10 protein-coding genes and 1 tRNA gene are annotated in these 19,717 nt (G+C 67.3%); 2 read left to right on the top strand and 9 right to left on the bottom strand.

Annotated elements, in window-relative coordinates:
• Positions 1-76 precede the first annotated feature (76 nt).
• From VT03_RS20535 to VT03_RS20510, 6 genes are all read right to left on the bottom strand, one after another.
• Positions 77-406 carry a TfoX/Sxy family protein gene (locus VT03_RS20535; RefSeq protein ID WP_075094715.1) on the bottom strand — a complete coding sequence of 110 codons (330 nt, stop codon included), beginning with the start codon at positions 404-406 and terminating at the stop codon, positions 77-79.
• A gap of 209 nt (positions 407-615) precedes the next feature.
• The gene (locus VT03_RS20530) at positions 616-1,089 is read right to left on the bottom strand and encodes a hypothetical protein (RefSeq protein WP_075094714.1); all 474 of its coding nucleotides are present in this window, start codon (positions 1,087-1,089) and stop codon (positions 616-618) included.
• A gap of 75 nt (positions 1,090-1,164) precedes the next feature.
• Entirely contained in the window at positions 1,165-2,571 is a 1,407-nt protein-coding gene (locus tag VT03_RS20525) for an NCS2 family permease (RefSeq protein ID WP_075094713.1), read from the bottom strand.
• Between the two features lie 487 nt (positions 2,572-3,058).
• Positions 3,059-8,533, bottom strand: a complete 5,475-nt coding sequence (locus VT03_RS20520) for a protein kinase domain-containing protein (RefSeq protein WP_075094712.1) — start codon at positions 8,531-8,533, stop codon at positions 3,059-3,061.
• A gap of 597 nt (positions 8,534-9,130) precedes the next feature.
• The gene (locus VT03_RS20515) at positions 9,131-10,972 is read right to left on the bottom strand and encodes an adenylate/guanylate cyclase domain-containing protein (RefSeq protein ID WP_075094711.1); all 1,842 of its coding nucleotides are present in this window, start codon (positions 10,970-10,972) and stop codon (positions 9,131-9,133) included.
• A 205-nt stretch (positions 10,973-11,177) separates the two neighbouring features.
• On the bottom strand, positions 11,178-12,110 hold the full coding sequence (locus tag VT03_RS20510) for a class I SAM-dependent methyltransferase (RefSeq protein WP_075094710.1): 933 nt from the start codon (positions 12,108-12,110) through the stop codon (positions 11,178-11,180).
• Between the two features lie 266 nt (positions 12,111-12,376).
• Between VT03_RS20510 and VT03_RS20505 the strand changes: the two genes are divergently transcribed.
• Entirely contained in the window at positions 12,377-12,931 is a 555-nt protein-coding gene (locus VT03_RS20505; RefSeq protein WP_075094709.1) for a hypothetical protein, read from the top strand.
• Positions 12,932-13,782: 851 nt separating this feature from the next.
• Here VT03_RS20505 and VT03_RS20500 read toward each other — a convergent pair.
• Together VT03_RS20500 and VT03_RS20495 are read right to left on the bottom strand one after the other, a co-directional pair.
• Positions 13,783-15,480 carry a serine/threonine-protein kinase gene (locus VT03_RS20500; RefSeq protein WP_075094708.1) on the bottom strand — a complete coding sequence of 566 codons (1,698 nt, stop codon included), beginning with the start codon at positions 15,478-15,480 and terminating at the stop codon, positions 13,783-13,785.
• Positions 15,481-15,955: 475 nt separating this feature from the next.
• Positions 15,956-17,860 carry a PAS domain S-box protein gene (locus tag VT03_RS20495; protein WP_075094707.1) on the bottom strand — a complete coding sequence of 635 codons (1,905 nt, stop codon included), beginning with the start codon at positions 17,858-17,860 and terminating at the stop codon, positions 15,956-15,958.
• 501 nt (positions 17,861-18,361) lie between these two features.
• Here VT03_RS20495 and VT03_RS20490 point away from each other — a divergent pair.
• Positions 18,362-18,448 (top strand) — tRNA-Ser (locus VT03_RS20490).
• Between the two features lie 76 nt (positions 18,449-18,524).
• Here VT03_RS20490 and VT03_RS20485 read toward each other — a convergent pair.
• A complete protein-coding gene (locus VT03_RS20485) occupies positions 18,525-19,703 on the bottom strand; it encodes a DUF418 domain-containing protein (protein WP_075094706.1) in 1,179 nt (392 codons plus the stop codon).
• Positions 19,704-19,717 lie beyond the last annotated feature (14 nt).

Here is a 19,717-nt window from a genome sequence, read left to right as displayed (position 1 = left end):
AAAAAAGGCCACAGATGCACACAGATAAACACAGATCGGAAGGCGTCTGTGACGGTACCAGGCCGCGATCCGGTCGCTACTTGGCCGGCAACGTCCAGACGAACCGCTCGGCCCGGTCGATCCACGACCGGAGCTGCTCGTCGGTGTCGACACCGTCCGGTCCGACCAGGACCCAGTTCTTCATCGGCTTGCCTGTGATGTCGAAGGGGCCGACGTCCGGCTCCTGGAGTGCTGCCTCGGCTTCTTCCGCGCCGAGGCGGGCGATGATCGAGTCCTTCCAGATCCCGACGAGCATGTTCCCGTTCAGCAGGAACACGATCCCGCCGAACATCCGCTTCTCTTCGATGTCGCGGCGGCCAGCCAGAAGATCGCGCGTGCGGCCGGCGAGGGACTGGCTGTAGGGCATCGGTCTGCGGGCCAGGGGCTGTCGTGAACTGAGACAGCCGCCACTCTACCGCAACCTCCGCGTGCGATTCAGGGATAGAAGATTAAACACCAAGACACCAAGGAGGCACCAAGGACACAAAGACGTGTTCTCGCGAGGGGCAACCTTGGTGCTCTTCGTGCCTTCTTTGTGTCTTGGTGTTTAACAACCCGCCCCCAAGTCACCGACGGCTACTCTTCGGTCTCCATCTCCCGCTCCCCCTCCTCGATCTTCACGAGGAACTCCTCGCCCGCTTCGTCCCCCGGCCGGGTGAGGCGCGGCTGGCCGGCGGCGTTCTTGTCGAGGGTCAGCTTGCACTTGGCCGCCACGTCCTGGAGGACTTCCTCCTGGTTCTTCCCCTTCACTTCCGTGGTCAGGTTCCAGTCGGACATCGCCTTCGGGCGGATCGCGACCGGCGTGTTGTATTCGGAGACGATGTGTTCGATCAGCCCGCCGAAGGTGCTGCTTTTCACCGAGAACACCCGGTTCCCGGCTGCGTCCGAGCTCGTCATCGAGCTTCCGAACTCGGTGTCCATCTTGTTGACCCACGGAGCGCCGAGGGTCTTCGGCTGATCGGGGTTCTCGAGTTGGGCTCCGGCCTCGCAGCCCCCAAGGCAGATCGGGAGAGACACAACGATACCGGCCCACAGCAACGTCGAGCGCATGAGACGTCTCCGGAGAAAGACTCAGAACCTGGCCACGCGGTCCAGCCGATGGGCTCTGCCCGGCCTCGAGATCCCTCAGTGCGGCTGACCGAACACATAGTACAGGCCGCAGAGCAAACCCAGAACGATGGCCCCCGGGTGCAGCTCCCGCCAGCGGCCGGCCAGGAGCTTGAGGACCGGATAGAGAATCAGCCCCGCCGTCAGGCCGTTCCCGATGTTGTAGGTGAAGACGATCATCGCCATGGTGACGAACGCGGGGGCCGCTTCGGTCAGGTCTTCGAAGTCGATGCCGCGGACCGCTCCCATCATCATGATCCCGATCACGATCAGCGCCGGCCCGTAGGCGTAGGTGAGCTGCTGCAGCGGCTGGAGGAGCGGGATGAAGAAGAGCGATGCGAGGAACAGCAGCCCCGTGACGACCGCCGCGAGTCCGGTCCGAGCTCCTTCGCGGACGCCGGCGGCTGACTCGATGTAGGCTCCGCTCGTCGAGGTGCCGACGAGGGCGCTGAAGACGCAGGTGACGGCGTCGACGAGCATCGGCCGCTCCATCTCGGGGAGCCGGCCTTTCTCGTCGAGCATCCCGGCCGCCGCCCCGACGCCGACGAGCGTTCCGAGCGTGTCGAGAAAGCTCATCAGGAACAGCGTCAGGAGGACCGGGAGGAAGGCGACCTTGAAGACGCCGCCGATGTCGAGATGGAAGGCGATCGGCGCCAGGCTGTAGTCGCCGGTGAATGGGAGCGCGACGATCGCCGCGGGGGTCTCGGCAAGTCCGGCGAAGGCTCCGACCGTCGCCGTGGCCGCGATGCCGAGCAGGATCGCGCCGCGGACCCGCCAGGCGAGAAGTGCGACGGTGATGACGAAGCCCAGGATCGAAAGCAGCACCCGCGTGTCGCGGAGGTTGCCGAGCTTCACCGGGACGTCGGGTCTTGGAATGAGCGGGCCGGCGGGGACGGGCATCCCTTCGAGGAAGCTCGTCACGATGCCGGTCTGGTAGAGGCCGATGAAGGCGAGGAAGAGCCCGATGCCGACGGCGAAGCTGTGTTTGAGGCTGGTGGAGATCGAGTCGGCGAGCCAGCCGCGGATCTTGAGCAGTGTAATCGCGAGGAACAGGAGGCCGGCGACGAACACCGTCCCTAGTCGCAGTTCCCAGCCGATCCCCATGGCGGCGAGGCCGAAGGCGAGGAAGGCGTTTTCGCCCATGTACGGCGCGACGGCGAAGGGGCGGTTGGCGTAGAGCCCCATCAGGATGGAGCCGAACGCCGCGGTCAGGATGGTGGCGACGGTGCTGGGGCCGACGGGGAGTCCGGCGAACTGGAGGATGGCCGGGTTGACGACGATGATGTAGGCCATGGTGGCGAACGTCGTCAGTCCGCCGAGGACTTCGGTGCGGACGGAGGTGTTGCGCTCGCTGAGCTGGAAGAAGCGGGAGAGTGTCCCTTCGGTCGGTGTCGAGGGGGGGATGGATGTTGAGTCGGTGGCCATGCGGCAGGTTGTAGTGCAACGGGGCCACTGCGGCGATTGCTCAAATCCCGTCGTGGCCGGCATAGCGTTGCTAGCTCAAACCCAACGTGCCACGGCAGCCGGGGTCAAGGGGGCAACCCCCTTGCCGCCGGAGGCACTTCTATGAGGAACCGTGGTAAGCAACGGGCGTCCGCTTTGTGAAATCGGCGTTGAGGACTCCACGCTCGTTTTGGAATCCCCGCGGGTTGGTGAGGGGGCATACGGCACGGTGTCCGCGCTTGGACCCTCGCTCTTTCAGAGAGAGCGAGACAGGCCAGGCCTCCGGCGGGCAAGGGGGATTCTCCCCCTTGCATCCCCTGACCAGGGTGCCCCTGGACCCGATCAGGGCCAAATGATTCTGAGTTGCGCCGCTCTACCTTCCGCCTTCAGCCTGATCCCCTTCCGCCTCCCTCACAGGCCCCTCTGCACTCCCCGCCAGGAATGCCCCCTGGACCCCGGTTCCGGGCGGCTACTGCGGGAGGTCGGAGTAAATCATGCAGCCCGGCAACGCGGCCTTCAAACCTCGCACCGTCTCCGCCGACACCTTCACCCCATTCAAAATCACCAGCTTCAACTGCGGCATCTTCTTCAACACCTCCAGCCCCGCATCCGTCACCGCCGTCCGCGCCAGAATCAGACTCCTGAGCTCCGTCAAACCACCAATCTCCCGCAACACCGCATCGCTCACCGGCACCCCGTCCAGATTCAAGTCCCGAAGCCCCTTCAGCTCACCCAGCTGCCGCAGCTCCGCCTCACCCATCTTCTGACGGGAGAGCGACAGGTTCGTCAGGTTGGGAATCGTCTTCACGATCGAAAGTCCCGCCCCCGTGATCTTCGTCTCGCCAATCCCCAGGATGTTCAGCGTCGGATGGTTCCGCAACACCTCCAGATCCGCATCGGTCACCGGCGTCCCCGGGATCTGCAACCCCCGCAGCCGCGGCAGCCGGGCCACCGCCTCCAGCCCCTTCCGATCGAGCGGCACGCGAAACAGCGAGACATAGTCCAGCGAAGGAACAGCACTCAGCTTCGCCAATCCCTCCGCCGTCACCGACGTCATGTCGAGCTGCAGCGTCCGCAGCCACTTGAGCCCGCTCAGCCGCTCGAGAGACGCGTCCGTCACCGGCATGTTGGAGATGTTGAGCGACGACAACCGCGGCAAGGCCGCGACAATCGCCAGCCCCTCGTCCGTCACGCCGCTCTGGGCCAGCGCCAGATCCTCCAGCTCGGGAATCGCCCGCAGCGGCTCCAGATCGACATCCCGGAACCGCGGATTGGCGATCGCATCGACCCGCACAATGGTGAATGGCACCCGCGGAATTTCCTGCACCTTCGTCAGCACCCGCTGCTCCGCTCCCGAACTGATCGTGCTCCCGTTCCCGGCTCCGATGTGGACGACGACGCGGCTCCCGGTCTCCAGCACCTGCCGGGCGATCTTCCGGTGCCGGGCGACCCGCATCGCCTCGCGGAACTCCGCCTCCCGGGCTTCGCCCAGCGAGATCCGGCGGGAACTCCAGAGGTCGTGGTTCCAGCCCCCTCCGACACCGCCGGCCCGCGCGGACTCCACAAACAGGTTCCGGCCGTCCTCGGAGATGATGAGCGACCCGTCCATCCCCGCCCGGTTCAGCGGAGCCGGCAGCGGGACCGGGTAGCCGAACTTCCCGTCGGACTGCTGGCGCGTGACCCACAGGTCGTACGCCCGGCTGAGGTCGCGGGGGGAGGAGAAGATCACCGCCTTCCCGTCCGGCGTGAAGCGGCTCCACTGCTCCGGGGCGTTGGAGCTGGAGCGGGAGATGATCTCCGGTGAGCCGAACGGCTCCTTCCTCGACCGGCGGGTCGCGACGTGCAGGTCCACGACCCCCGGCCCGCCGGGTCGCATCGTCGAGTAGACGAGCGTCAGGCCGTCCGGACTGAGAGCGGGGTGGACGTCGGAGCCGTCGGAATTGACGGGCGGACCCAGGTTCACCGGTGCGCCGAACCGCCTCGTCACGGAGGTCCGCTCGGACTGCCACAGGTCGTGATCCCGCGAACCGGGCCGCCGCGAGAAGAAGATGAGGGTCAGCTCATCGGCCGTGAGCGTCGGCCCCTCTTCGGTGGATGAGGTGTTGACCTGCGCGCCCAGGTTCACCGGCGTGCCGAAGGCCCCGTCCGTCGTGGAGCGGGACGCCATCACGAGGTCGAAGTCCTGCGCCATGTCGCGCTGGGAGTGGAAGTAGAGCCGCAGTCCGTCGGTCGAGAGCCAGGGGCAGCCCTCGTGTCCGTTGGAATTGACCTCCGGCCCGAGGTTCTCCGGCATCGACCAGGCCGAGTCCAGCGAGAACAGGGCGTCGGTCGGAGTCTGCGGCGGGATGGCGCCCCGGCGGCTCCAGACCGGCCCAACGAGCGTCCCGTTGTGTCCGTTCGGAGAGGCGTCCCGCAGGACCTCCCCCTGTCCCTCGTCGAAGTGGTAGAGGGCGACGGTCTCGCCATCCGGCTGGAACCGCGGCTGCGGCTCGAAGGGGGTCGTGTACCGCGCCGCGCGGGAGATCCGCAGCTCGAACATCCGCCCGATGAAGAACTGCCGGAACTTGTGGACGCCGTCCTGCCCGCCGTCCTCGTTCGCCCCGATCGTGAACGGGAAGGGACCGGGGCGGGCCGGCGACGTGAAGGGTATCCCGGCGTTAACCGGCTGGCCGTTGACGTACAGCCGCAGCATCGTCCCTTCGTAGACCCCCGCCAGGTGGACGAGCCGCCGCGGCCAGAGGACGTCGGCCCCGCTCATCGGCCGATAGTCGGTCGGGTCGTGAACGGAGAACCACGCCCGGCCTCCGCCGTGGATCTGGAGCAGCGCACCGCCGTGATCGATGTCCGCCAGGAGGACGTTCTCCGCGGAGACGGGGATCCGCGTCGGCTCGACCCACGCTTCGAACGTCCAGGGGGGCTGGCCGTCGAAGCGGACCGGCGTCGTTACGTATCCGTCTCCCTGGAAGTCGAGACCGGCCCCCGCCTTCGCGAAGACCTCCCGCGCCCGTTCGGCGGCGACACCCGGTCCGCGCCAAACGGCCCCGCGAAGCGTCGCGTCCCGGCCGTTGCCGGAGGAGTCGCGGGCGATGGTCCCGATCCCTTCGTCGAAGTGATAGAGAGCCAGCGTGTCGTCGTCGGTCTCGAGCCGCGGCTCGGGATGGAACGGTTCGTCGTAGCGGGGGACGGAGGAGATCCGGACTTCGTCGATCTCCCCTTCGAAGCCGCCGACGAGTCCGCGGGCCGACAGCAGTCCGCCGATTCCGCGGGGGAACTCCGTGGCCGTGGCCTCGGGAAGGTCTTTCTGGGTCGCGGGGACGCCGTCGAGGAACAGCCGCCGCCGCGAGCCGTCCCACTGGACCGCGACATGGGCCCGCCGGTCCGCGACCGCCGGGCCGCAGGCCGCCCCGGCTCCTCCCGCCGCGCCGGCCGAAGGGCCGGCCATCGGCTGCCACGCGCCGTGGACGAGGCGGAGCTGCCAGTCCCGGCTTCCCCACAGGACGTGGGGACGGGTGGACGATGACTCGATGGTCTTCGACGGGACCGAGACCCAGCACTCGATCGTCCGCGGCGAGCCGGCATCACCGGGGAGGTCGGGCCATTCCACCGAGGAGCGGCCGTCGAAAGCGAGCCAGCATTCGGAGGGATGGGGCGTCGGCGCGTGCGTGATGCCCCAGGTTCCGCCGACGATCTTGCCGTCGTCGGCCTTTCCGGCGATGTCGTGGACGAGGACGCCGGAGCCTTCGCGGCAGCGGAAGAGGATCTCGGTCTGCTCGTCGAGCGGCCACTCGTCTCCAGCCGGCAGGATGTCGGCGGAGCGGTCGGTCTGGGAGAGACGGGCGCCGTAGAGCGTTCCGACGAATGACTTCCGCAGGACCCCTTCGCTTTCCCGGAAACCGCCGATGACGGAGGAGTTCGTCGGCGCGCCGGAGACCGGCATGCGGCCGTCGACGCCGCTGACCCGCTGCTCCGCTCCGTCGATGAACAACCGGCGGCGTCCTCCATTCCAGACCGCGGAGATCCGGAGCCGCCGGCCCTGGAACCCGGTCAGGGGGAAGGGGGTCGAGACGATCTCGTTCTGGACCTTCTCGGCGACGATGATCACCGGCCCGATCCCGAAGGCCGTCAGGCCGAGTTTGACGTACGACAGCTCTCCTTGAGAATTGAGGGAGCGGAGAGCGATGAGAGGGGCGTCGCGGTCGACCTGCTGCGGACCGATCTCGATGTCGAAGTCGACGGTCAGCGGGCGGGTCGGGTCGTACTTCCACGTCGAGAAGTCGACGCCGGTGTTCTGGCCGTCGAGCGTCAGCCCGGAGACGGCCGACGTCGAGACCGGGACGACCGAGAGCCGGGCCGGCGGTGCAGCGAGTGCGGCCGCGACCCACGCTTCACTGTTCGCGTCCGCGGCGGACGGGCCCGAGGAGGCCGGGACCGGTCCGGTCGGGCCTTCGGGGACGACGGCCGCGGCCTGGGACGTCGCCGCGTCGGTGGTTTCCGGAGCGCGACCGGACGAGAGGGCGAAGATCATTCCGAGCAGAAGGACGACCCCGGCGACACCGCCGCCGATCTGGACCGGGCGCTGCTGCCACCACGGAGCGGAGCGGGATGGGGACGTGCCCGACCTGGCCTGCGAGGAAACGGCAGGGGCCAGGACGGTCGTCGACGAGGCTTTGCTGCGGTTCGTTTTGGCCCGCTTCTCGGAGGCGAGCGTGACATGGGTCTTGGGGTCGGTCGAAACGTCCGACTGGGAGGCGGTCCGGGTGACGGCGGCGGCGTCCACAACGTCCGCCGTGGCGGCCTGGGCCGAGCGGGACGGCTGCGTGCCCGATGCCGGCACCATCGTGGCGTCCCCTCCGCCGACCGCCTGGAGGAAGTCGTTGAGGAGCGCGTCCTGGGACTTGGCGGGAAGCAGGCTGGGGGCGGGGGCGGGGGTCCCTTCGCCGCGCTGGAAGGCTTCGAGGGCGGCGATGACTTCGGTCATCGACTGGTAGCGCTCGGCGGGGGACTTGGCGGCCATCCGCTGAAAGATCGCGTCGAGGGCGAAGGGGACTTCGCCGCGGGTCCCTTTGAGCGAGGGGATGGGGGCTTCGCGGTGCTGGAGGAGGCGGGCCATCATGGAGTCCCCTTCGTAGACGACGCGGCCCACGAGGAGGTACCAGAGGGTCATGCCGAGCGAATAGATGTCGCTGCGGGCGTCGGCGTTGCGGGTGCTGAGGGCCTGTTCGGGGGCCATGTAGTCGACGGTCCCCATGACGGCGCCGGTCGACGTGAGGTCGGTCTGGAGGTGGGCTTCGTCTTCGATGCGGGCCAGGCCCATGTCGAGGACTTTGACGGTCCCGTTCTGATCGAGGAGCAGGTTGGCGGGCTTGATGTCGCGGTGGATGACCCCTTGTTTGTGGGCGAACTCGAGTCCGCGGGCCGCCTGGAGGGTGCACTGGACCGCCTGGTCGATGGCCAGGGGGCCTTTGGTTTTCACGCGGGCCGAGAGGTCGGTCCCCTCGACGTAAGACATGACGAGGAAGTGGGTGCCGTTCGCTTCGTCGGCGTCGAAGGCGGTGACGATGTTGGCGTGGTCGAGTCGGGCGGCGGCTTCGACTTCCCGCTGGAAGCGTTTGCGGGCTTCGGCCGACTTGGTGACGTTGGGGGCGAGGACCTTGAGGGCGACGACGCGGTGCATCCGGCGGTGCATCGCTTTGTAGACGGCGCCCATGCCCCCCTGGCCGAGTTTGTCCAGGAGGAGGTAGTTGCCGAGGACGAGGGCCTTGGCTTTGCGGGAGTAGACCTGTTGGGCCTGGAAGGCGGTGAGGAGTTTCTGGCGGACGAGGGCGCGGGCGAGCTGTTCGGCGTCGGCCGGTTTGTGTTCGGCGAGGAAGGGGGTGATCTCGTCGGCCGGGATGAGGCCGGAGGTGGTCAGCTGATCGACGAACTGGTCGATGGACAGTGCCATGGAGTGCCCGGGGCCCGTGTTGGCGGCGTCATGTTGGCGGCGCCGTTAAAGGGTAGCACGCGAACGGAACCCCGTCAGCGTCGCCCCTCATCCGGGTCCAGGGGCACCCTGGTGGGGGGTGCAGAGGGGCCTGTGAGGGAGGCGGAAGGGGTTCAGGCTGAAGGCGGAAGGTCGAGCGGCGCAACGCAGGATCATTTGGCCCTAATCGGGTCCAGGGGCACCCTGGTCAGGGAGTGCAGAGGGGAGAATCCCCTTTGCCCGCCGGAGGCCTGGCCGTCGGGAGATGTCTGAAGGAGTGCGTGTCCAGGCGCGGACACCGTGCCGGATGCCCCTTCACCTGAGACGCGGGGATTCCAAAGCCAGCGGTATGATGTGAGGGAGTCCTCGACGCTGGTTCCACCACGCGGACATCCGTTGTGTCCCACGGTTCCGCATGGAAGAGGCCTCCGGCGGCAAGGGGGCGTGGCCCCCTTGACCCCAGCGGCCGTCGCACGTCGGGTTTGAGCTATCAGCGCTGTGCCGGCGGGCGCGATGTTCGCGAAAGAGACGACCGCCGTCCTCTCTACCTTCCGCCTTAAGCCTTCAGCCTTCCGCCTCTCACTTCGTCCCCATCGTGAACGCACCATCCCAATCCGCCGGCGGCTCGTTCCCATGACCCGCCATCATCTCCATCAACTTCCGCGACGGTGCATCGTCCTCCGGAAACGCCTTCAAAATCGCCCGCGCCGCATCCCACCGCCCATCAATCACCGCCTGAACCGCCACCTCGCTCCGCTGCAACAGATTCGCCGTCACATGCGGCATCTCCGCCTGCGGCGGCAACAGCGCGGACACGGTAATCGGGATCTTCATCCCCTTCGGACGCAGCCGCGCCAACACTCGCAACCGACCCTCCTCCGGCGGCAACCCCTCCCGCACAAACGCGGTCGTCGTCTCATCAATACAGATCGGCACCTCGAAAAACTTCGTCAGCCCCTCCAGCCGCGCCCCCTGATTCACCACCGGACCAAACACACCCACCTTCGCCTGCGAATGCGTCCCGATCTGCCCCGCCAGCGCCCGCCCATGCGCCACGCCGATCCCCACCGAAAATCCCTCCAGCAAACCACCGACTTCACTCGTCCCCGACGCAAACCGCTTGTAAATCGCCAGCGCCGCACGACAAGCCGGCAACGGCCCGTCCTTGAGCTGCACCGGCCACCCCCAGAACCCCAGCGCCGCGTCCCCCTGGAAGTCGGCAATCGTCCCGTCCGCCCCCAGGATCCCGGACGCCATCACCCCCAGCGCCTCGGTCACGCAGGTCAGCAGGTACGGCAACCGCCCCTGCAACTGCTCCGAGCGATAGGAGAACCCCCGCACATCGCAGAACAGAACCGAGATCTCCCGCTCCGCCGGCATCAGCAACTGAGCCGCCCGCCGCGGATCCGCCAAGCTCTCGACGACCTTGGGTGAGAAGAACGTGCTGAGCTGCGTCTTCTGCTGCTGCAGCAACCGGACCTGCCGGATCGAACCCATGAACTGCGCCACCACTTCGGTGAACCGCAGGTCCGGAGCCAGGTCATCCTCCGAGATCACGAGCGACCCCGACGTATGCCCCTGCCCCGAGACATACATGCACCAGCCCCGCGTCGCCTCCCCGCGGACCGGGCAGCAGAAGGACCACCCCAGCCCTTCGCTCATCGTGAACCGGTCGTCCTGCTGCTTGCCGGTGTCGATGTGCATCACGCTCTGCTCTTCCCGCAGAGCGAGCCAGATCATGCGGCGGCTGGGCAGGAACCGCCCTTCGAAGTGGTCCCGCGTCTCGGTCTGCATGACGAGCGGGTCCGGGAACTTCTTGATGTTCTCGTACTCGTCGGACAGGTGCGCCATGTCATAGCCCGCGACCGTCACGGCGTCGGCATGCGGGATCGCCTTCAGCAGGATCTGCGAAAGCATGTGACAGAGGTCGACGTCGGTATTCGAGTTCCGGATCGCATCCGGCAGGTCGCTCAACAGCTCGAGCTGGCGGGCGGCGTTCTGGAACTGGACCTTGCGAAGGTCCGTCATCGAATAGCCGCGGGAATCGCCGAGCCGGATCGACGTGGTCGTCGACTCCCCGGCGGCTTCGCCCCCCGGCCGACCGCCCGGCATCCCGAGCTGGAAGATCGTCTGGCCGATCTGGAACCAGTCCCCGGCCGCCAGGTTCAGGGTCCGCTCGGGCTGACCGCGGTAGAGGGCCGGGTTCTGCGCGTTGGCCGTGAGCTGCAGCAGGAGCCGCTCGCCGTTCCACGTCAGGTCGGCGTGCTCGCGGGAGATCGACCGGTCCCAGGGAATGGCCCACCCGGAGGAAGGCATCCGGCCGATACGCGTGACGACCCCGAGCGGCAGCGTTTTTTCGATCCGCTGCACCGCTTCGACTCCCTGAATGCTCAGGGGGAGTGGACTATCGGTCTTCGCCATTCGTTCGTTGCTCGGACTGCCTTCGGGTCAGGGCGTCAGGACGGGAGTCTCCGGCAGGTGCTCCGATTGGACGGCCCATCGTATTAAAGCCGAATAGGGACTTGGTGTCGACGGGCGCGCGCGGCCGACGACGGATCAAAAAACCGGCCGGCCCTTGCCCGCCGTTTTTCGTTTTCCTCTTCCGTTCCCGCCTGTTCGTTCCGCCTCAGGAAGCCCCCATCGCCCGCAGTTCCCGCGCCCAGCGGGAATCGCTCGCGGACATGATCCGCGCCGCCTGACTGTGCACCGGCCAGATGTACCGCCCCGACTGCAGCAGCGGCTTGCCGATGGCGATCTGTCCCGTCCGCCGCCCGGGGTCCGGACCGGTCCCCTTCTTGAGGACGATCGGGTCCCAGAACAGCCGGCCGTCGTACGGATAAAGCCCCGCCGTCTTGAACATCGCGTCGTCGCCGGCGTAGCGGCGGTTCGAGGCGAGGTGCGTCGGGTGGTAGGGCTCGAGGTAGAAGTACGGGGAGTGCGTGATCAGGAACCCGCCCGGGGCCAGCCAGCGGGAGAAGGACTGGATCATGTCCGGCGGCGAGGGGACGTGCTCCAGGACGTCCAGGCAGACCACGACGTCGAACTCTCCGTCCTTGAGCCCCTTGAGGTCGGGAATGTGGGTGACGGTGACGCCGTTCTGCTCGAACACCTTGCGGGCGAAGGCGGCGCACTCCTCGGAGGGCTCGAAGTAGGTGACCCGTCCGCCAAGCAGGGCGCAGTAGGTGCTGTCGAAGCCCATCCCGTCGCCGTAGAGGAGGATGCGGGCGTCGAGGCGTTTCTCCCGCTGGAGGAACCCGCCGATCCAGGCCCGGATCGTCTGCTTGAGGGGGCTGCGGTTCCAGACGGCGGACTCGTACAGGAACGACTTGGTGGTGCGGTAGAACTCGATCAGGCGGTCGGACCACTCGTAGGGGGTCAGTCCGAACTCCTCGGCCTCGCGTTTGACGTGGACGCCGCCGCACTCGTGCTCGGCCAGGAGCTTGTTCATTACGGTCTGCCGCGGCTCGCCGGTGCAGTCCTGGAGGGCGGCGATCAGCTCCTCGTGCGAGGAGAGGGGTGGGAAGATCGTCGGGGGGAGCTTTGCGAGAACCGAGGTCATGAGCGGTGTCCGCCGGGGCCTTCAGGAGCGTGAGACTCAACTTTGGCGAACCGGACGCCGTCCCATCCTGGGGCACAGACACGTTCCCCGGTAAGCGACACGTTTGTCAAGGTGTGAACGGCCTTCCGGGGGAGTCGGTGGCCAATCCGGGGGGAGAAATCCCGGGGCTGCGATTCTCGGGGATCCGTTTGACTCGCGCGGGGTTGGCCTGCACACTGCCGCGAACGCTTTTCCTGTCTCCCTTCTGGCTTTTCGGGATTCCGCTCATGTCTCGATCGCTTGCGGTGCTGTTTCTGTCGCTGGCCTGGTCCGGGTGCAACGTCAATGCGCCTCCGCCGCCGCCGAAGCCGGTTTCGCAGGGGCCCGCGCTCGATCCGGACCTGCTGCCGTTCGAGCTGAACGAGCTGAAGGTGGGGATTTCGACGCTGCAGTCGTTCGGCGCCAATCTGGCGCTGGAGCCGGCGGGCGAGCCGCCTGCTGCGGGGATCGTGAAGCAGAAGGTGGCTGAGGCGGACCGGGCGAAGTTTGCGGTGGAGGAGGTCGCGCCGGAGAGTGTGGAGCTGCAGGTGATTGACGGGATCCTGTATGGGATTGAGATGACGGTGGCGGCGGACAAGGCGGGTGCGTTCAAGGCGGCGCTGGAGAAGAAGCTGGGTGCGCCGAAGGAGTCGACGGCTCAGGGGGCGGTGTGGGATGACGGGTTGTGTCGGGAGGAGTTGTCGGCGGACGGGACGAAGTTCACGGCGGTGCATAAGGACCGGGCGAATCTGGTGCAGAATCGGTTGAAGACATCCGCGCCGGCGGCACCGGAAACGAAATAGTCAGAACCGGGTCCAGGGGCACCCTGGTGGGGGATGCAAGGGGGCGAAGCCCTCTTGCCCGCCGGAGGCCTGGTCGTCGAGAGATGTCTGAAGGAGGGCGTGTCCAGACGCGGACACCGTGTCGGATGCCCCCTCACCAACCCGCTGCATTTGCAAAGCAAGTCGTGCGGGGTGAAGGAGTCCTCCCGGGCTCTCCGGCCCAACGGGCCAGCCGTTCATCCAGCCAGGGCCACCGGCCCTGGAATGAGTGGCATAGAACGGGAAGAGGCCTGAAGGGCCGGCCATTCGGTTCCGACTCGCCAATCGTCCGTTGTCCTCGCCTCAAGGTGAACGGTTTGCCCGTTGGGCCGCCGCTACTGTCGGTCGGTGTCACCAGGGCCGCTGGCCCTGGCTGGACGAACGGATAGCCCTTCGGGCTGGCATTCCGCACCGGCTCCAACTCGCTTCTACGAACCTGCAGCGTTGCCGGTGGGGCACGGTCCGCCGCCGCGGACCACACCATGCGTGGACGATCGCAGCCCCGTTCTACCGTGATGAGAGCGGAGCGTACGCAAAGAAGTCCCGCCAGGGACGGCCGAAAATAGCCCACCCTTTCAAGGGTGGGGTTACTTGGACCACGCCCCAAACGGACTCAGCGCTGCACACCACTAAAATGGGGAGTCCTCAACGCTGGTACGACAAAACGGTCGCCCGTGGTGTCCCAACGTTCCTCATCGAAGCGCCTCCGGCGGCAAGGGGGCCTGTGTTGTTTCTTGGCCCCTTGACCCCCAGCGGCCGTCGCACAATGGGTTTGAGCTATGGACGCTGCGCCGGCGGGCACAATCTCCGCGCAGAACGACGAACGTCGCTCTCTACCTTCCGCCTTCAGCCCTCCGCCTCACCCCCTCCTCCTTCCCCCACCACTCCGCGGCCGCCTCCGCATCCCACTCCCCCGCCTGCCGCAACCCCGCCAACGCCCCCTCCACCTCCCGCACCCCCTGAAACCGCTCCTCCCGCCCCTTCGCCAGACACCGCATCACAATCCGCTCCAGCTCACCCGGCACCGCGCCGTTCTGCAGCGGCGGCACCGCGTCATGCACGTGCGCAAACAGCATCTGCAACACATTCGGCCGCTCAAACGGCGGCCGACCCGTCAGCAGAAAATACGCCACCACCCCCACGCTATAAATGTCGCTCCGCCCATCCAGCTGCAACTGCCCCTGAGCCTGCTCCGGCGACATGTACTCCGGCGTCCCCGCAATCGCCCCGTCCTGCGTCAGCTTCCCTTCACCGGGATTCGCCTGCACCGCCCGCACCAGCCCGAAGTCGAGAAGCTTCACGATGTCGTGAACCCCACCCCGACTGCAGACCAGGATGTTGGCTGGCTTGATGTCCCGATGGATCAGCCCCGCCTGGTGCGCCTCATGGAGCGCCCCACAAACCTGCCGCAACAGATACACCACTCGCGCGGGAGGCAGCGGCCCGTACTTCTCCACCAGCTCGTCCAGGTTCAGCCCCGGCAGATACTCCATCGCATAATAGAACGTCCCATCCTTCGCCCGCCCGTAGTCATAGATCTCGACGGTGTTGGGATGCGTCAGCGCTGCCGTCGCCTGCACCTCGCGGGTGAATCGAGCCACCAGCTTCTCGCCATCCGCCCGGTCCGGCCGAATCACCTTCACTGCACACGGCCGCCGCAGCAGCACGTGCTCGGCGAGATAAACCTCCCCCATCGCCCCCGTCCCGAGCTGCCGGACCAGCCGGTACCGCCCCAGATCCCGAAGCTGCTTGCGGATGCGGGCCGCCTCCTGATGGGCCGCGCTGAGCTTGAATGAACCGTAAACCGCCACCCCGCCCCCCAGGAAGAGCGTCATCGCCGTGATGATCATGCTCGAGAGGAACAGCCCCGGGGCCGCGAAGAGGGCGTCGTGCCACACGGCGAGCTCCGTTGCCAGGACGATCCCGACGAGAATCCCGGTGATCGTCAGCAGCCGCCGCCAGGTGTTGGGGGCGAAGATCCCGTAGATCACCAGAACCGCCATCCAGATCAGGTTGGAGAACGCGCTGGCGTAGAGGACCTGATAACGGTCGAGCGGCTGCGTCGCGAGGGAGGCGCGGACCGCGGCGATCCGAAGCCAGGTTGCACAGGCGACGGCCCCCCACAGATAGACCGCCTCGAAGGACCGCAGAACGACGAGCGAGTAACCGTTGCGAAGCCCCATCGTGATGCGGCAGCCGGTGAAGATGGCGACCGCGATGGCGATGACACCGACGGTGCTCCAGCCGAGCTGGGTGGCATTCAGGAGACCGTCGAACCCGGACAGGATCAGGAGGAGAACGAAGCTCCACCCGACGGTGACGAGGAGGGCAACCTCTTTGAGGCGGGTGAGGAGGAGGTCGCGGATCTCGCCGGTGAGGTGGGGGAGATGGTCGTCCGAGGCGGCGAGCTGGAGCGCGAGGGGAGCGCGTTCCGGCTCGCCTTCCAGAGCGGTTTCGGCGTAGAGCTGCGCGACGTCCGAGTCGAAGGGGGAGGGCGACGCCCGTTCGGACGAGGAAGAGTTCCCCAGCATTGGTGTCGAGATCCGTGGGACGGAAGGCTCCCTATGCTGGCCGGTCGCGGGATTGAAAGCCAGCGATTCGGGCGGCGCGCGAAGACGGATTGGCCTGGTTGCTTGAGCCGCTTCCACGCCGGCACGATGCCGTGAGCTCAAACCCAATGTGCCACGGCCGCTGGGGGCAAGGGACCAAAAAACAACACAAGCCCCCTTGCCGCCGGAGGCGCTTCCACGAGGAACCGTGGTCAGCAACGGATGTCCCCTTTGTGGGACCCGCGTTGAGGACTCCCCGCTCGCCCTGGGATCTCCGCGGGTTGGTGAGGGGGCATCCGGCACGGTGTCCGCGTTTAGACACGCGCTCCTTCAGACATCTCTCGACGGCCAGGCCTCCGGCGGGCAAAGGGGCGTTGCCCCTCTGCACTCCCCACCAGGGGGACCCCCTGGACCCGGCTTCGGGCTGTGCAGACATGGTGTTCCACAGACCAGCGGCTCAGACCACTCCACCCACCAGAATCGACTGCAGCTTCTCCGGATCCGCCGGCTTCGTCAGGTGGAAGTTGAACCCGGCGTCGAAGGCCCGCTGCCGGTCCGACTCCTGCCCGTACCCGGTCACCGCCACCAGCACCATCCCCTCCCCCTGGGGGGTCTCGCGAAGCCGCCGGACCACCTCGTAACCGCTCATCCCCGGCAGCCCGATGTCGAGCAGAACGATCTCGGGAGCAAAGTGCCGCGCCGTCTCCAGGACCTCCGTCCCGTTGAAGACCGTCCGCACCTCGTGCCCCCAGGCGCTCAGCAGCGCCGTGGCGGTGCGGGCGGAGTCGACATTGTCGTCCGCAACAAGAATCCGCCGCGGCTGGCCCGTCCGCTTGGCCGGCTTCTGCGCGGGGCGGATGGCCTCCCCCGCTTCCGACACCATCGGCAGCCGGATCGTGAACTCGCTCCCCTGCCCCAGGCCCGGGCTCCGGGCGGTCACGGTCCCGCCATGCATCTCCACCAGCTTCTTCACCACGCTCAGCCCGATGCCGAGTCCGCCCCGCGTCCGGGCCTCCGAATTGTCCGCCTGTGTGAAGATGTCGAAGATCCGCGGAAGGAGTTCCGCCGCGATCCCGATCCCGTGGTCCTGGATACGGATCACCGCCGTTTCGCGATCGCGCTCGACGGTCAGCATGATCTGGCTTGGCTGGTCGCTATACTTGGCGGCGTTGCCGATGAGATTGCCGACCACCTGCGACAGGCGGACCACATCGGCCGCCACAAAGATCCGCCGCCCCGGAAGCGAGAGCCGCAGCTCATGCCCGCCGGCGTCGACCGCTGGCTGCGTCTCTTCGACGGCCCGCTCGATGACATCCGCCAGGTCGACGACTTCCGGCTGGCACCGCATCTTGCCGGTCACGATCCGCGAGACGTCCAGCAGGTCGTCGACCAGCCGGATGAGGTGCAGGAGCTGACGCTCCATCATCTCGGACGTCGCCTCGAGGGTGGGCCGGTCGAGCCCCGCGAACTTGAGGAGCTGCAGGCCGTTGCTGATCGGGGCCAGGGGGTTCCGCAACTCGTGGGCCAGCATCGCCAGGAACTCGTTCTTCTGGCGGTCCGCCACTTCGAGGGCCTCGGTCTTCCTCTTCTCCGTCAGGTCGCGGGTCACCTTGGCGAAGCCGACGAGCACGTTGTCGGCGCCGTAGATCGCCGTGATGACGACGTTCGCCCAGAACAGGGAGCCGTCCTTGCGGACCCGCCAGCCTTCGTCCTCGATGCTCCCTCTCGCGATCGCCTCGGCCAGTTCCCACTCGGGCTTGCCGCGGGCCAGGTCCTCCGACGAGTAGAAGCGGGAGAAATGCTGTCCGATGATCTCGGTGGCGGCGTAGCCTTTGATCCGTTGCGCCCCTTCGTTCCAGCTGACGACCCGTCCCTCCGGATCCAACATGAAGATCGCGTAGTCCTTCACGCGCTCGACCAGCAGGCGGAACCGCTGCTCGCTCAGCCGCAGCGCCTCCTCGGCCGCCTTGCGCTCGGTCAGGTCGCGGGTGATCTTGAGGAAGCCGCGGACGTTCTTGTTCTCATCGTAGAGGGCCGTGATGACGACGTTGGCCCAGAAGCGGCTGCCGTCTTTGCGAAGACGCCAGGCTTCGTCTTCGAACCGGCCGAGGGCCCGGGCCTGCTGCAGTTCGAAGTCCGGCCATCCGCTGGCGACCAGTTCGGGGGGGTAGAAGCAGGAGAAGTGTCGTCCGAGGATCTCGTCCCGGGTGTAGCCCTTGAACCGCTCGGCTCCCGCGTTCCAGGTTCGGATGCGCCCCTGTTCATCCAGCAGGAAAAGCGCGTAGTCCTGGACGCTCGCCACGAGCTGGCTGAAGTGCTCTTCGACATCGCGAAGAGGCGATGGTGCCGCAAAATGCTCCATGCGATCGACTGTACCGCCTGTCCGGGGGACCGCCTAGCGAATCTGATGATGCAACGACCAAGGGAAAACCGGGGTCCAGGGGGCACCCCTGGTGGGGGATGCAAGGGGGCAACGCCCTCTTGCCCGCCGGAGGCCTGGCCGTCGGGAGATGTCTGAAGGAGTGCGTGTCCAGGCGCGGACAACGCGCCGGATGCCCCCTCACCAACCCGCGGGCATTGCGGAGCGAGCAGTGAGTCCTCAACGCCGGTCCCACAAAGGGGACGTCCGTTGCTGACCACGGTTCCTCATGGAAGTGCCTCCGGCGGCAAGAGGGCCTGTGTTGTCTTTGGGCCCCTTGACCCCAGCGGCCGTGGCACACGGGTTCGAGCGAGCACGAGTCGTGCCGGCAACGACGTGGTTCGAGCGAGCGGGACAACGCATGACCCCCATGACCGTTTGCGGGCCGCCGGCCAACGACTAGACTCACTCCGCCTCCCCGGCAACGGCGGCAGGCCCCCGCTCGGAGAGATGGCAGAGCGGCCGATTGCACCGGTCTTGAAAACCGGAGACTCCGCAAGGTGTCCCAGGGTTCGAATCCCTGTCTCTCCGCTTCCTTTTTCCCCCGGTTGGCTGGGACCGGGTGGGTGATGACAGCCGACGCCGCGCTGGCTTCGGCAGGTTGAGATCATTCGGGCTCGGACAGCCGGCGCAGGGCGATTTCGAGGGGGCCGCGGCGGGCGATCCGGTTCCAGAGGGTGGAGACGAGCACCGCGATTGCGAAGAACGCGACTCCGAGCGCCGCGGCGGCGGGCAGAGAGTGGGCTCCGACCTGATTGAAGGCGACTAGGCCCCCGAGGCCGAGCAGGATGTGGGCCATGTACCACGTGAGCGCCATCTGGCCGGTGGCGACGAGCGGCTTCCAGCCCCGTCCCGGCCAGCGGTTCGTGGCGAGGCAACCGAGGGCGATGACCGAGACCGCGGTCCCGCCCGCGGCCAGCAGGAACAGCGGGAGGGCGGGCATGGAGTCGGTGCCGAAGAGGGCCCGGGCTTCGTCCGCGGGAAGGGATGGGGCGGCGAGTTCGGGAACGTCGGAACGAGACTGGCCCGCCGTAGGAGCGAGCCATCGCAGGAGGCTCCACGAGAGGCCCTCGGCCGCGGCGGCGGTTGCGGCGCCGAGGAGGAGGAGTCGGCGGCAGATGTCCTGCCGCGTCAAGTCGAGCCGGCCGAGCCACATTCCGAAGATCAGCAGGCCGGTCCAGGGGAAGACGCTGCGGAAGCCGTCGTAGAACAGGTTGCGGAGTTGGCCGGAGGGGGTCCAGAGTCGCTGGTACGTCATCGTCTCCCAGTCCCAGTTCTGGCTGAAGTCGAAGGCGGCGAAGAGACCGATGAAGGCGAGCGCGAACGCCGCGGCCCATATGAGAAGCGCTCGACTGGACCGATCGAAGAGGCACGAGACTACGATCAGCGAGACGCCGTAGATCCGGAGGATGTCGCCCGACCAGATCGTCAGATTGAGCAGTCCCAGGACGAGCAGCGCGATGCCCCGTCGGATCAGCACGACCTGCAGCTCATTCCGCCGCGCGATGTCCTGGCGATGGACCGCCCCGCGGGTCATGAGCGTGACGCCGATTCCGGCCAGCAGGATGAACACCGCGCTCGCCCGGCCGTCGAGGGCTCGCAGGATGGCGGCCATCCAGGGGGGCGTCGTCTGGTCGGCGGCGGCGACGAGACAGAAGTGGACGACGATCATCCCGAGGATCGCCACGGCTCGGGCGACGTCGAGGCCGATCAGCCGCGACGCCGGTGCGGGGGCCGGGGATGGTGCGTCGGGCGCGGCGGCAGGGTCGGGTGTCGGTGCGTCCATTCCGCCGGGCGAGT

This window comes from Planctomyces sp. SH-PL14, assembly GCF_001610835.1.
Lineage (GTDB): Bacteria > Planctomycetota > Planctomycetia > Planctomycetales > Planctomycetaceae > Planctomyces_A.
The sequence above is the reverse complement of the archived record's forward strand: the minus strand, read 5'-3'. Positions and strand labels throughout refer to the sequence as shown.